The sequence below is a fragment of the Pseudobacteroides sp. genome (genome assembly GCF_036567765.1).
Lineage (GTDB): Bacteria > Bacillota > Clostridia > Acetivibrionales > DSM-2933 > Pseudobacteroides.
In genome coordinates this window covers 24,677-39,778 of sequence record NZ_DATCTU010000048.1, presented here as the reverse complement: position 1 = coordinate 39,778, position 15,102 = coordinate 24,677, and the positions used below count along the sequence as shown (strand labels likewise).

Genomic DNA, 15,102 nt, shown 5'->3' with positions numbered 1-15,102 from the left:
AATTCCTTTCCCTTTTTTGACCCGATCTGATATAATTTCATATGTGGCAGCTCCTTTCATTTTTTGTTTTCCCAAACAATAGTTTATCAAACTACCGTCTGGACTGCCACCTTCAATTTCTACGAAATTCGGGACTTACTCCTAAATTGGTTATATTAAAAGTTTCATTAATATGATTTTACAAATTATCTGGAAAGGAATGATAAACTGTATGAAAAATTTGTCTACAAAAGAACTGGGCTACATCAACGACATGCTGTCGTGGGAGCTTTTAGCCTCGAAGAAGTGCTATCAGTATGCCAACCAGGAGACCAATCCGGTATACAGGCAGCTATTTTTTGATATCTCAAAAATTTCGCAGCAAAACTACAGCAATCTGCTTGGATTTATTGAACAGGCAAATAACTCACAAGGAGGGCAAAACAAACAATGATAAACGAATCTGTAATAACATCAAAAACGGGAGTTCAAAAAATCGGTAAACCTGTTTCAGACCAGCTTCCTAAGGTTAAGGATGCAAATGTAAACCTAAGGGACAGGTTAAATGATGTATTGTTAGCAGCAAAACATAATCTTGTAAGCTATCAGATAGCTATAAATGAAATTCTAGATGATGATTTAAGGCAGTGTGCCATTGACAATAGAAACAGGAACCAGGATATTCACCACAGAGTCTTTACAGAATTATTCAACCTAGGCGAATATCAGGCGGATTTAGCTACATCCCCTCAAATTACCGATACTTTTGAGGTTTTCACCAATTACAAGACACAATTGCCATATAAGCAGTAATATTAGTCTTTACAGTTGGAGTGTTGCTGCACTACTTGAAAGTAGTGAATGCAGCACTCCTTATTTTGTATTGCTTCAACACCTTTTCCAACCTGATCAATATGTTGACAAGCAAGTAAATTATATGATATTTTAAGAAAGACCAAATGTTATTTTTTTCTTTATTTCCATTTAATCAACTTTTTTCTGTTTATTGTTCAAAGATTATTTTAAATAAACCAGGAGATAATTTAATGTTTAAACTTTCAAGATGTACCATACTATGCACGATTACACTTAGTTTTCTTTTAATTATTTTAAGCAATACCTGCTATACACAATCCTCTACCTATAAGATATTTCTCAACAAAAAGGAACTTATCACCAACACCCATCCGATAAACGTGAAGGGAAGAATTATGGTGCCCATACGCAAAATACTTGAATTCATTGATGCCGACTTTGAGTGGATACCCGATAAAAAGATGGTGAAAATCACTAAAGACAATAATAGCATTGATCTAAGGATCAATACACCTTTCTGCTCTGTCAACGGGAAAAGTCTTAACATGGACGTTCCCGCACTTATACGACAGGATAGGACCTATGTTCCAGTCAGATTTCTGGCGGAATCACTAGAAATGGATGTCCATTGGGATGAATCTGCAAATGCTGTAATGATAAGCACTAAAGAACCTCAGTATATTGTTCCTGCACAATCACCTACGCCATCAGCAACACCTATTTCGGAACTTGTTGCTACAGAGGCCCCGACACAAGTATCAACACCTGCACCACAGACCAATGCATACACTCCAATCAGCACACCTGCTCCTACACCTGAAGCCCAAAAGCCTTCACCCGATGTGTATGATAATATTAAGGTCTACATAAATGGCGAAGACATTGATTACAAATTTATTGGAGCCCAGCTTATAGATCAGCAGGGAATATTGTACGCAGACCGGCTTTTTGTAATGGTGGCTTTTATGGTTTATTGCCAATATGACTCTGCCACCGATACATATCAACTCAAGAAATACAGTGATGAGGATGAAGAAAGCTTTATTGTTTTAAATACCAAACCCATAGATAAGAATTATATTCCAGTACTTGAGGTATGCAAAGAATTGAATTTGAAGTATGAATATAAGGATCATGTCCTTAATATAATCGACTCTGAATAAAAAGTGCGAGGATTTTTTTCCTCGAAGTTACATATAATACAGACGGTGGTGCTGATATGAATACTATGAATATTAAAGAGCTTGCTTTGAAGATAAAACAAAATGTTAGCAAGGTTATTGTAGGAAAAGATGAAATAATAGATCTGTCACTAATAGCTTTAATCACATCCGGACACATACTTTTAGAAGATGTTCCGGGTATGGGCAAGACAATACTTGCTAAGACACTTGCAAAATCTCTGAACTGTTCCTTCAGAAGGATTCAGTTCACCCCAGATCTGCTGCCTTCCGACTTGACGGGAATTAATTACTACAACCAAAAACATTGCGAATTCCAGTTTCGTCCCGGCCCAGTTTTTTCCAACATTTTGTTGGCTGACGAAATTAACAGGGCAACCCCCAGGACACAGTCGAGCCTCCTAGAGTGTATGGAGGAAAGACAGGTAACTGTGGATGGCGAAACCAGAGTGCTTGGTAAGGCTTTCATGGTCATAGCAACTCAAAATCCCATTGAAACCCAAGGTACCTTCCCTTTGCCTGAAGCCCAACTGGATAGGTTCTTATTTAAAATCTCTATGGGATACCCATCCAATGAGGAAGGAGTAAAAATCCTGAAGCGGTTTATCGCAGACAATCCCCTTGACGATATCAAGCCTGTTGCATCAGCCGATGAAATCATTGATGCTCAAAATTCCTACAGCAAAGTCCATGTAAGCGATGATATTTTGAAATATATTCTTGAGATTATAGAAAAAACAAGAAATCACCCTGATATATTACTGGGTGCAAGCCCTAGAGCCAGCCTGGCCCTCCTGAAGGCCTGCCAGGTGTATGCAGTGCTTCAGGACCGCAGTTACATACTGCCTGACGATATTAAGTACCTGGCCAAACCTGTACTTGGTCACAGATTAATATTAAAAAATTCAATTCTTGGGAGAAATGCCGGGAACACAGAAAGTGTTCTGGATCAGATTATATCGGGTACCGCAGTGCCTTCTGAAGATAATCTCTCGAAAGGACCCAGATAGATTATGAGTGCCGGTTTATTAATCATATCAACATTGATCATTGCATATATCCAAGCTGTTATTTATAAGCGTTGGGGGCTTAAAGACGTCACTTATTCAAGGTGCTTCAGTACAACTCATGTCTTTGAGGGTGAAGCAGTCCAGATGATAGAAGTAATAGCTAATAATAAGCTGATACCGATACTTTGGCTGCAGTTGGAATCGGAAATAGACGCCCACCTTCAGTTTCAGAAACAAGCAAATCTTTTCATCAAGCATCAGCAGTTCCACAGGAGCTTTTTCAGCCTCATGCCTTTTACCAAAGTAACCCGAAAACATAATGTCATATGCCGTAAACGAGGTATCTATACCCTGAAATCAGCTGTGCTTTCATGCAATGATGCCTTTAACATAGTGCAAACCTATAAAGAATTATCTTTATCAGCCAGCATAATTGTATATCCAAAAATATTGCCTGTAGAACATTTGGACCTTCCTTGCCACAGCTGGATGGGAGACACAGTTGTGAGACGGTGGATTGTTGACGATCCTTTTATGATTTCAGGTATAAGGGATTACCGGTACGGAGATTCGATGAATAAAATAAACTGGAAATCAACAGCAAAAACCGGTAGTATTAAAGTTTACAATACAGATTACACATCAAACATGAGGGTTATAATACTTTTAAACATCCAAGCCAGTGAAGACAGCTGGAACGATAAGACAGACATTGACCTTATGGAAAAGGCAGTAGCCTATTGTGCTTCAATAGCCAATTATATGATATCCAAAAGCATAGAAACAGGCTTTTGCTGCAACTGTCATTTATCTGAAGACGATAAAACACCTGTGCTTATATACCCAAGCTCCGGCTTACACCACATGAACCTGCTTTTAGAATCAATGGCCGTCATGCAGCTTAAAAGATCAAAGCTGTTTCACGCATTCTTGGACAGCTTACCTGATAATTTTGTAAAAGATACAGATTTTCTTATTGTTTCATCTTATGTTGATGCACAGATGGAGAAAAGCATTGAAAGGATAAAAGCTTTTAACTGTAATGTGGAAGTACTCAACCTGCATTAGCAGCAACTTATTCATGCCTAAACTTATATTAAAGGATGATCTATATGCCTGCTTTTTTAAAATACATTTTAACAAAATTTATGCAGTCAATTGTAGAAATTTTATTTATTTTTCCAATACTGCTTTTTGCAGCTGTAAACTTATTTCCTGATAGCCTTATTATGCCTGTAATTTCAAGTCAGGCTGCTTTTTACCTTACAGGCATACTCCTAGGCTATTTTCTTAAAAACAAATCAAATTCTTTTTATGTAATAATAAGCTTTTTTACAGGCCTAATTGCATCATTTATAATAGGGTATTTTATATCTCTCCCCATATTTTACACTCTAATGGTGTCATTCTCAATCTTTAGAGGTATACGAATAAACAATAACAACTGGCTTAGGCAATCCCCTGTACCTGCTTTTTCGGTTCTATTCTCAGCATATCTGGTTTTTTATGTAATGTTTCTTATGTCACCTAATCTCTACAACCATATAGACATATTAAACAGAGCAGGGCTGGTAATGATCGTCGTGTTTCTTTCCATTTGCAGCTTTGACCAGCTAAAGGCTGCTTTTTTTAAAAAAGGAAGTAGACATTATATCCCCTCAACTATTTTAAAGTTCAACATAACCTCACTTGTAATTGCATTAATATTAATAATTGGTTTAGCCAGGTTCAAGCCTTTTTGGAACTCTATACTGGCCCTCATAAAATCTGTGTTTTTAGGGCTCTATACTCTTTTTGAAAAACTATTGGTCAGTGCAAATGATAAAGTTGAATCTAAAAGCAAGGAAGTAGACATATTTGGCAAAAAGATTTATAATAATATTACATTTATGGAAACTATAGAAAGTATCCTGACAGTAGTTATAACAATAGGCTTTTTAGTGTTTACTGTTTATGTATTTTTCAAATTGGCAATGAAAATAGCAAATTGGCTTTCAAACAAGTTCCGTGGAAATATAACTGAAGAAAACACGCTTGGATATGTAGATGAAAGGGAGATAGTCCGAAAGTCTCCTTCAAAATATTTATCTAATGTTAAAAATATTTTTCATCTTTTTGATAAAAAAGAGTTGGCCTGGAGGGATCTGACCAATGACAGGGATAAAGTCAGGTTTATCTTTAAGCAAAAGGTTTTGAGCTTTATAAAAAAGGGTTACCGATTCAATGACAGTCTTACACCAAATGAATTGGGCAAAGAACTGGAGGTACTTTATAAAGAAGATATGTCTTCACTTACCTCAGCCTACAACAAGGCCCGATACAGCAACGAGAGCATTAAAACCAGTGAGGTGGAGATGCTTGTAAAAAAGCATGTCAATAAATAGATCTGAAGGGATGTTTGTAATGAACTCATTGTTAAATTTATGTGCCGATCTGAACCTTTCCAACAGGCCGACTGCATTTATAGATGTAAATGTTATTTCCATGAATAACGATAGGATTCTGGAAAACCAGACTGTGATTATAAAGAATGGGCTTATTGATACCATCGGGAACAGCAGGCATACCCCTGTGCCTTCTGATGCAATACCTATAAAGTCTGGAAAAAAGTATCTTTTACCTGGCCTTGTTGATATGCATGTACATTTTAATAGCTTTGCACCTTTTTTTGGAGTAAAAAATGAATGGGCTTTATACATTTCAAACGGTGTTACCACAGTAAGAAATATGTGGGGAATTCATATTGGATGGTATCATCCATTTTTAAACAAATGTAAAAAGATACCTATGTGCAATATACCTATACCAAATGTCTATACGGGCGGTCAAATATTAGAGAGTAAACCTCAATTTTTTCCTCCCTTATCAAAGCTTATTGAAAATCCTAATAATGCAAGAAAATTTGTAGAATACGAAAAGAAAAAGGGTTATGAATTTATAAAAATTTATCACACATTATCAGAAGATTCCTATATGGCTATCTCAAAAGCTGCAAAAGAGCTGAGCATTCCTTTTTTAGGGCATGTCCCTGATGTAATAGGAATAGATGGTGCCATTAAGGCAGGCCAGCATAGCATTGAACATCTTATCGGTTTTTTTAACCCCTTTACAGGAAAGACCAAAACCGACATTGAATCGGTCGGTCAATATGGTGCCAATCTTCGTGATGCAGGAGTCTGGAATTGCCCAACAATGGTTGTCTGGCAAAGATACCTTAGCCCTGATAAAGCAAATGAATTTGATAAAAAAAGTGATATGAGATACCTTCAAAAGAAGTATAGATACAGCATGCAAAAAGCACTTACTGCTGCAAGCAGTAAACTAATTATTCCTGATAATTACGATGATTATCAAAAACACGTTGTGGGAGAGCTGCATAAAGCAGGAGCCAGAATTCTGCTGGGTACCGATTCACCCAACCCCTATATAGTTCCAGGTTTCTCTGCACACGAAGAACTTGAAAACCTTGTTGAAGCAGGGCTGACCCCTTTTGAGGCTATTAAGGCAGGAACAAAAAACGCTGCGGAATGCTTGAATAGGCTTGATGAGTTCGGTACTATATCAGTTGGCAAGAGAGCGGATCTGCTGCTTCTTGATAAAAATCCCTTGAATGATATTAAAAATCTTAAGAGCATGTCCGGAGTAATGGTTAGAGGCACATGGCTTCCAAAATCAGCACTTGATGCCATACTTAATGCAATTGAAAAATCTTGCATCTGACACGGCATAAACGAGGGTTTAAAGATTTTTGCCAAGGTCAAATGCAAGATTTTTATATTATCTATCTATACTAAGGGGCTAATATTTAAAGGTTCAAAACTATTGGCTTTAATCTACTTGGATCTCTTTCAAGTTTGTCTTAACTTTATCCTTGAACGCCTTAACCATGTCATCCTTTGTCTTGTACTTTCCTGCAAGATATGACACCATGACATCATCAAATGTTCTTTCTATTATATCATCGTACTGTGTAAGGACTTCACCGTTAATATCTTTTACGAATGGTTCATAGAATTTGAATAGGTTTGCTCCTACAATGTTGCTGTCACTTGGTGATCCTTCTGCAATTATTTCCAGATTATTCGGGAAGTCCTGGTTATCTAGAGCCCATTTCTTCACAGTATCTTTATTGGCTGTAAAGAATTTAACAAATTCCCAAGCAATATCCTGATTTTGTGAATTGGCGTAAATACCCATCCAGGTTCCTCCCCAGAAGTATTTAAACGGTGGGTTTGTGATACCCCATTTTCCTCCATTTGCAGCAGTTTTGTCATTGGAATTAATTATCCATGGAACTCCCCATGGCGGCAATGCCCATACCATTGATGTCTCATTAGCGGCTATGGCCGATGACCAACCGGGTGTCCATTGGGTCAGCCCGCTCTCATACTTGTTATCCCTAAGATTCTTGGAAAAGTCTATCAATTCCATAACTTTTTGATCTATATTAAGCTTATCATCCACAACCCACCCTTTGGATCGTGCACCTAAATACATTTTCTTTGGCTCCTCCCATGTCGGGAATAAAGCAACCTTTCCTCCGCTCTTTTCTTTAAGTATTTTTGCTGTTTCAAGCATTTTTTCCTCTGAGGAAAGCATTTCTGCAATTGCTTTTGGGTCATCAGTTCCCAGATATTTTTTTGCAACAGTCTTCTTATATGCTATAGCTCCCGGTGCAGCCTGGTGAGATAATGCCTTTAATGCCCCGTTCTTGTCTGTTCCCACCTGTACTGTAAATGGTATCATTTTTGATGCTACATCCTTTGCTCTCTCTGTCAAGTCTAAAAAAGCACCGGGCATCTCAACAAGCCTTTTTGCAAATGCCGACTCTGCAACAAATACATCCGGAACTCCCACACCAGCCCTAAGGGCTGCCGTCAACTTATTCTGATACTGGGAATCTCTGTCGGATACAATGGTAGTCTTTACCTTTACATTCGGATATAATTTGTTGAATGCTTGACTTATCTTTGGTCCCTCACTGCTGTTAAAGTGCCAGAATACTATTTCTCCCTTGTAATCTTCCGGGCTTTTATTTACTTCTTTATTATCTCCACTATTACTTACCACAGGTGTTGCATTCTCACCGCTTTCTGAACCGCCTTCTCCGGGATTATCTGACAGACAAGCCGTTAATGTTCCCGTTGTCATAAAAATACATACCAGCAACGCCAATACTTTCTTTGATTTTTTCATTATCCTTCCCCTCCTTTTATATCGGTTAAAAAACTTTAACCGCAAAACAGCTTTTACCACGATTCTTTATCTACTCTTGTATATAAAGATAACCAATTTAAGATACATAATCTTTTAGATTATAACTAAAACCACAAACATGTCTCTATTTTAATACAGGTCACCCCCCTCACACTAAAACACTGTCTTAAATTGGTTATCAAGGTTTCTTATAGTAATATGTTATTCCTCAAACCCCCTTATTTCAACCGATTTTATTGCTTAATTGCAACACGACATAATTTTGAAAATTGGATTAAAATGCATACATAAAATTACTATGGATTTATAATATTTTGAAATAGTGAAGCAAAAATTTCACATTCAGAAACCAAAATATTAATATATCAAAGTTTGGCAACAAGATTATACAATTCTACTGCAATATTTTCATGTACTTATGAAAAAAGATCAGGCAAGGCAAAATAATTTCCATTACATGACGAGTTTGTATGTTGCTCAATGGGCATTTCTTGCACGAATCATTCGGTATCTCATAATGAAGAAATGGAGAAAGTACATGTTCTATCTATGGAAGGACAGTTAATTTTATAGAAATATAGTAAAGTTAATACGTGTAAATATTTTATGAGACATGATATATTTATAGTATATTTTACCTAATCCAAATTTTATAGAAGGAAGGTGGAGTTTAAAATGAAACAAGAATTTAAACAAAGAGGGGGGAGTGTACGGTGAAACAAAAAATAAGAGTAATTTTTTCCATTTTAATGTGTTTTACTATCTTGTTTACCTTGTTTCCGGCAAACGTACAGGCGGCGACAAAAACGATTACATCAAATGAAACCGGCACTTTCGAAGGCTATGACTATGAATACTGGAAGGATAATGGTACCGGAACCATGACTCTCACTGGTGGCAGCACCTTCAATTGCTCCTGGAGCAATATCAATAACATATTATTCCGTACAGGAAAGAAGCTTGGTTCGACTAAGGCATGGCAGGATTATAACGGTATAGCAATAGATTATACCTGCAACTACCAGCCAAACGGCAATTCATATATGGCAGTTTATGGGTGGACAGAAGACCCACTTGTGGAATATTACATTATAGATAGCTATGGCACCTGGAAGCCACCGGGAAATAATATACCATCAAAAGGTACTATTACAGTTGACGGGCGTACATATGAAGTATATCAGAACAGCAGGACCGGACCTTCCATAAAGGGAAATACAACTTTCCAACAATACTGGAGTATCTGTACGTCTAAAAGAACAAGCGGAAAAATAACTGTCAGCGACCACTTTAAAGCATGGGAAGCTAAAGGAATGAAGATGGGGAAGATGTATGAAGTCTCCATGGTGGTAGAAGGATATCAAAGCAGTGGTAAAGCTGATATGACTAAGATGGACCTTACATTCGGCTCTTCATCATCATCACCATCAGTATCCAGCATTCCAAGCCCGACACCTACAAGACCTACTACATCAAGCACAACTCAAATAAGTGCTTTTGATAAAATAGAAGCAGAAAACTACAGCAGCTACACTTCATCAACTATAGAAACTATCGGTACAGGAAACGGTGGAAGCGGTATAGGCTATATAGAAGACGGTAACAATCTTGTCTTTAGAAACGTGAACTTTGGAAGCGGTGCAAACTCGTTTAAAGCTCTTGTTGCAGGTTCAAGCAATACCAATATCCAGTTAAGATTAGGCAGTCCTACCGGCACCCTCGTAGGTACATTGTCCGTAGCACCAACAGGGGACTGGGACACATACCAGGAACAAACGTGTAACATTAGCAATGCTGCAGGAGTTAATGACTTGTATTTGGTATTCTCAGGTCCTGTAAACATTGACTGGTTTACGTTCGGAGGCGGAACATCACCTTCAATAATACCTTCTACAGTACCTTCAGGTTCATCATTTAAGGGCGATCTTAATAATGATGGTATTATAAACATGGCTGACGTTATCCAACTAGCTACCAAATTTAATTCGGTAACTGGAGATGGAAAATATGTTGCTGCGTATGACATAAATAATGACGGTGCCATAAACATGGCGGATGTCATTGCTATTGCAACATATTTTGGCAAGGCTGTACCTTCTACAACTGCAACAACAAAAGTGACACCAACACCTACAATATCTACAATAACGCCTACGTCAACTGCCGGTAAATTCCGCTGCTTCCTGTTGTTGGGCCAATCTAATATGTCAGGATATCCTAAGGCTCAAGCGTCTGACAAGGTGACAAATCCCCGTATACTTGCATTGGGTTATACTACCAATCAGTGGGGTGTGGCAGTTCCACCTCTGCATGAAGCTTATCAGGGTGCCATCGGCCCTGGAGACTGGTTTGCCAAGACTTTAATAAATCAACTTCCAGCCAATGATACTATCGGATTAATACCATGTGCTGAAAACGGCAAAGGTATTGACTATTTCCTGACTACCAAATATAACTGGATTGTCGAACGTTGCAAACTTGCACAGCAAAGGGGCGGAGTGATTGAAGGTATTCTTTTTGTTCAGGGCGAAACAGATAGCGGTCAAGCTAGTTGGCCTGGCAAAGTAAATACACTGGTATCAAACCTGAAAAGAGACTTGGGACTGGGTGACATTCCTTTCCTCGCTGGTGAACTTCTTCAAACAGGTGATTGTGCAGGGCACAATAAGTTAATTGCTCAGTTGCCTTCACTAATTAAGAACTGCCATGTAATTTCATCATCAGGCCTGGTTGAGGATACTAGCGATTTAACATATAATCTCCATTATGATCATGATTCGCAAGTTACATTTGGTAAGAGATTTGCTGAAAAAATGGGGCAACTCCTTGGCAGTACCGTACCAAATACAAGTTCAAATCCGAGTCCAACAACTTCTTCACCAAAACCAACTTCAAATCCTAATGCCAAGCTTCTGGCACTTACGTTTGATGATGGTCCTGACAACACACTTACAGCAAAGGTACTAGACAAACTTGACAAGTATAAAGTGCCTGCAACTTTTATGATGATCGGACAAAAGGTAAATAGCGGCACAGCTTCTATAATTAAAAGAATTGTTGATTCAGGCCATGAAATTGGAAATCACTCATGGGGTTATGATAGTATGAGTGGAATGTCATCAGCAGCAATAAAGGACTCTATTAGTAAAACAAATTCTGCTATTTTGCAGTATGCGGGCGTAACACCAAAGTTCTTCCGTGCACCAAACCTTGCTTACAGCCAGACACTGTATGATGCTGTTGATTTGACTTTCGTACAGGGTGTTACTTGTAATGACTGGAGTACATCAACAACTGCTCAGCAGAGAGCCGATACCATTATAGCTGGAGCTAAAGACGGCACTATACTTCTTATGCATGACGTACAGCCTTTGCCTCATCCAACTCCTGAAGCACTTGACATATTGATCCCCAAGCTTCAGAGTCAAGGTTATGAATTTGTAACCTTAAGTGAATTGTTTAGTAGAAAGGGCATTGCATTAAGAGCAAATGACAATATCGCTCATACTACATTGCCCAACTAATGGTATCAAGATAGTTTATATTTAATAAACATATATAAAATGGACAGAATGTTTAAGCTATTCTGTCCATTTTTCTATTGATTTTCATATCTTTTATGCTATTATTAATACACTATTATGGTAAAGTTAATCTGTATAACTATATTATGAATTATGTTATATTTATATTATAGTTATTCAACACAAATTTTAAAGAAGGAGGGGTGTAAAATGAAACAAAAGTTGATGGTAATTGTTTCAGTTTTTATGTGTTTTACTATCCTTTTTACTTTCTTTCCGATAAGTGTGCGGGCGGCAACAACGCTCACTGCAAATGCTACTGGCACCATTGACGGCTACGATTATGAATACTGGAAGGATAACGGCACTGGGACCATGACCCTAAATGGCAGCGGCACATTCAGCTGCTCATGGAGTAATATCAATAACATATTATTCCGTACAGGCAAGAAACTCGGTTCAACCAAGACGTACCAGGAATATGGTAAAATAACATTAAATTACGCTTGCAACTACCAACCAAACGGTAATTCATATATGTCTGTCTATGGTTGGACAAAAGATCCACTTGTAGAATATTACATCATAGACAGCTTTGGTACCTGGAAACCACCGGGAAACCAATATCAACCAAAGGGCACAATTACCGTTGATGGGGGTACATATGAAATATTTGAGACCACACGAACTCAACAACCTTCCATTATTGGCACCGCAACTTTCCAGCAGTATTGGAGTATCCGTACAACGAAACGTACAAGCGGAACCATAACTGTTAGCGATCACTTTAAAGCATGGGAAGCTAAAGGAATGAAGATGGGGAAGTTATATGAAGTCTCCATGGTGGTAGAGGGATATCAAAGCCGCGGTAAAGCTGATATGACTAAGATGGAAATTACAATAGGTGCTTCTTCTACACCCACTAAAGGACCAGCTCCTACGCAAATTCCTACAATAAGTGTTGATATTAATCGTGATGGTGTTGTAAACATGGCAGATGTTATTTTACTTGCTCCTAAATTTAACATTGTAAGAGGTGATTCAAAGTTTGTCGACTATTATGACTTAACCAGAGATGGAGCAATAAATATGGCAGATGTCATATACATTGCAAGCTACAATAGAACGATAACTTAATCTATAGATAGGGGCCCAATCTTGACTGCATGGGTGCCTGCAGAAAGCATTAATATATATTCATGGTCAAAAAATACTGATTGAAACGGAGCTTTATATTATGATTAATATATCAAAGCCGATCAAAACCACACTCCTCTATTCTGACAAAATTATGGATGACATTACTACTCCATTAGCCAATAGAAAAGGCTTTTCAAAGGGTGCTTCAACAGTAATACCTGTATACTGCTATCGGTCAATCGGAGTATCCGATCCGAATGAAGACTATTATAAAAAGCTGGCCGACCTAGACAATAAGCTTTCGGGGCTTGGCCATATGTACCTTAGATTTACAGAAAATATACCGATATTGATTGAAAACGATATATCTATTGAAATAAATAAACTCTGGCAGGATAGTTTTTTACATATAACGGCTACTGAAAACCTTATTTCCGTATGCAACATACCAGCATTATTACCTGATATCTCAATTGGACCTTTAGGTAATGCCCTTCAAAACGGACTTATTGACATTATCAACCTATATAAAAAGAATTCTCCTTCAGTCACTTCTACAATCCTTAAAAACCTCTACATAAAATTGATATGCTGGCTAAAAAAGTTTGCATGCCCAACTTTTAGGAACATAGATTTCCAAAAAACCGAATACAACCCCAAGATTATTTATTACGGCAATATAAAAGAACATGAGGTATATTTTATTTTGCTTCTTTCCAAGCTTGGTGCAGACGTATTGTATATAAATACACTGACTGACGGCAAATTTGGTGAGGTAGATAATGGTAATGCTCATTCAGCACTTATAAAACTTGCAAGGACAGAGGAATTAAAGAGTTTCCCTGCTAAAGTTATGCAATCAAACAATATACCTCCTGCCAGTATAAATAACATTGGATTTTCACCATCTATTCCGATCCCTGCCCAATCGTCTGTTCCTATAACAGCACCGCCTATAACCCGAAGGGATCCTTCAGGGAGCGGAAAACGTGAAATGTCTCTTGAAGAGCTTGCTGCACTTTCTTCGTCAACCGTTATGATTATAGCATTCAATGACAAAGGAGAGTTTATTCGTAGAGGCTCCGGTGTGGTTATAGGAAGCAACGGGCTAATCGCGACAAATTATCATGTTCTCCAAAATGCATGCTTCTTTGGCGTTTTATTTGAAGGCATGAGCGAGGAAAACCTTTATGAAACCTATACTGTAATAAATGCCAATGTCCACAAGGATACTGCACTGATAAAAATAAACTTTAGGACACAGCCGATAGAGATTTCAAAAACAGGAGATCTGGTAAGAGGCCAGCGAGTTGTTGCTATCGGAAGCCCTTTTGGTCTTATGAATACCTTTTCTGATGGGATTGTTTCAGGCTTTAGAAAATATGACAGATTCGAATTTATTCAAATAACTACGCCTACTTCGGCAGGAAGCTCCGGCGGAGCCCTTCTTAACATGTTCGGTGAGCTGGTTGGATTAACTACTGCAGGTTTTGATGAAGGCCAAAATCTGAACCTGGCTGTTCCAAGCAAATATATAATTGATCTTCTGGAAAACAATTTTACAGCGTTCAACCTTGAGGTAATGGACAATTATAATACCTTTAGGTTTGACAGAATAGCCATACAGTTCGACGGATTTTTCAGTTATCTTTCAAATGAAAGGGACTATAAAGTTGCTTTACTTCAAAGCAGGTATGACCAAACCAACCTCTTATACTATGAGAGAGACAAGTTTTTCATTGAAGCAGTAGAAAAATACTATATAGAAAACATAAAAAACACAGCAATGAAATATCGTATTGAGAAATACGAGTTTGAGCTTATGGCTGGTAAAATATTTTTTACCTACACATATGACAGAGGCAGGATTGTAAATAAGAACTGGAAATACACCTAACCTTACTTATACTTTATACTAATGGGTTTATTTGCAAAACACATTAACCAACACATAACACTAGTGCTTCCATGCAAATAAACCCTCATATAACCTTAAACTAAGCTTTTATTCTCCACAAGCAGATAAACCGGTACTTCAATCTTATCCTTTCTATCCAGCCTTGTAACCTCAGCTGTATTGTTTTCTTTCACATTTTCAAGCCATACGGGAGATCCCTGATATAAAACCTGAATTACATCTCCAGATGATATTATTTCTTTTGCCCTTATAGAGTCCAATCCGCCACAACTCCTTCGCTTTTAGAGTTATTATGTCCTTTTTTATTGCTTCTATGC

Annotated in this window: 12 protein-coding genes; 10 read left to right on the top strand and 2 right to left on the bottom strand. The window is 37.7% G+C overall.

The window, feature by feature from the left end; genetic code table 11:
• The first annotated feature begins 211 nt into the window (after positions 1-211).
• From VIO64_RS08555 to VIO64_RS08525, 7 genes are all read left to right on the top strand, one after another.
• On the top strand, positions 212-433 hold the full coding sequence (locus tag VIO64_RS08555; protein WP_331917140.1) for a hypothetical protein: 222 nt from the start codon (positions 212-214) through the stop codon (positions 431-433).
• A complete protein-coding gene (locus VIO64_RS08550) occupies positions 430-792 on the top strand; it encodes a spore coat protein (protein WP_331917138.1) in 363 nt (120 codons plus the stop codon). Before VIO64_RS08555 ends, VIO64_RS08550 begins: the two co-directional genes overlap by 4 nt.
• Positions 793-1,025: 233 nt before the next feature.
• The gene (locus VIO64_RS08545) at positions 1,026-1,958 is read left to right on the top strand and encodes a stalk domain-containing protein (RefSeq protein WP_331917136.1); all 933 of its coding nucleotides are present in this window, start codon (positions 1,026-1,028) and stop codon (positions 1,956-1,958) included.
• Between the two features lie 56 nt (positions 1,959-2,014).
• Entirely contained in the window at positions 2,015-2,986 is a 972-nt protein-coding gene (locus VIO64_RS08540) for a MoxR family ATPase (RefSeq protein WP_331917134.1), read from the top strand.
• A gap of 3 nt (positions 2,987-2,989) precedes the next feature.
• Positions 2,990-4,054, top strand: coding sequence for a DUF58 domain-containing protein (locus tag VIO64_RS08535; RefSeq protein WP_331917132.1), 1,065 nt, complete (start codon positions 2,990-2,992; stop codon positions 4,052-4,054).
• Between the two features lie 44 nt (positions 4,055-4,098).
• Positions 4,099-5,370: a hypothetical protein gene (locus VIO64_RS08530; protein ID WP_331917130.1), complete on the top strand. Its 1,272-nt coding sequence runs from the start codon at positions 4,099-4,101 to the stop codon at positions 5,368-5,370.
• A gap of 19 nt (positions 5,371-5,389) precedes the next feature.
• On the top strand, positions 5,390-6,706 hold the full coding sequence (locus VIO64_RS08525; RefSeq protein WP_331917128.1) for an amidohydrolase family protein: 1,317 nt from the start codon (positions 5,390-5,392) through the stop codon (positions 6,704-6,706).
• 108 nt (positions 6,707-6,814) lie between these two features.
• Here the strand turns inward: VIO64_RS08525 and VIO64_RS08520 are convergent, their stop codons facing one another.
• A complete protein-coding gene (locus tag VIO64_RS08520; RefSeq protein WP_331917126.1) occupies positions 6,815-8,182 on the bottom strand; it encodes an ABC transporter substrate-binding protein in 1,368 nt (455 codons plus the stop codon).
• A gap of 734 nt (positions 8,183-8,916) precedes the next feature.
• On the opposite strand from VIO64_RS08520, the gene VIO64_RS08515 reads away from it, so the two are divergent.
• From VIO64_RS08515 to VIO64_RS08505, 3 genes are all read left to right on the top strand, one after another.
• Positions 8,917-11,727: a glycoside hydrolase family 11 protein gene (locus tag VIO64_RS08515; RefSeq protein WP_331917124.1), complete on the top strand. Its 2,811-nt coding sequence runs from the start codon at positions 8,917-8,919 to the stop codon at positions 11,725-11,727.
• A 210-nt stretch (positions 11,728-11,937) separates the two neighbouring features.
• Positions 11,938-12,864: a glycoside hydrolase family 11 protein gene (locus VIO64_RS08510; protein WP_331917122.1), complete on the top strand. Its 927-nt coding sequence runs from the start codon at positions 11,938-11,940 to the stop codon at positions 12,862-12,864.
• A 100-nt stretch (positions 12,865-12,964) separates the two neighbouring features.
• Positions 12,965-14,764, top strand: a complete 1,800-nt coding sequence (locus VIO64_RS08505; protein WP_331917120.1) for a YceG family protein — start codon at positions 12,965-12,967, stop codon at positions 14,762-14,764.
• Between the two features lie 95 nt (positions 14,765-14,859).
• On the opposite strand, the gene VIO64_RS08500 is transcribed toward VIO64_RS08505, so the two are convergent.
• A complete protein-coding gene (locus VIO64_RS08500) occupies positions 14,860-15,045 on the bottom strand; it encodes an H-type small acid-soluble spore protein (protein ID WP_331917118.1) in 186 nt (61 codons plus the stop codon).
• Positions 15,046-15,102: the final 57 nt, after the last annotated feature.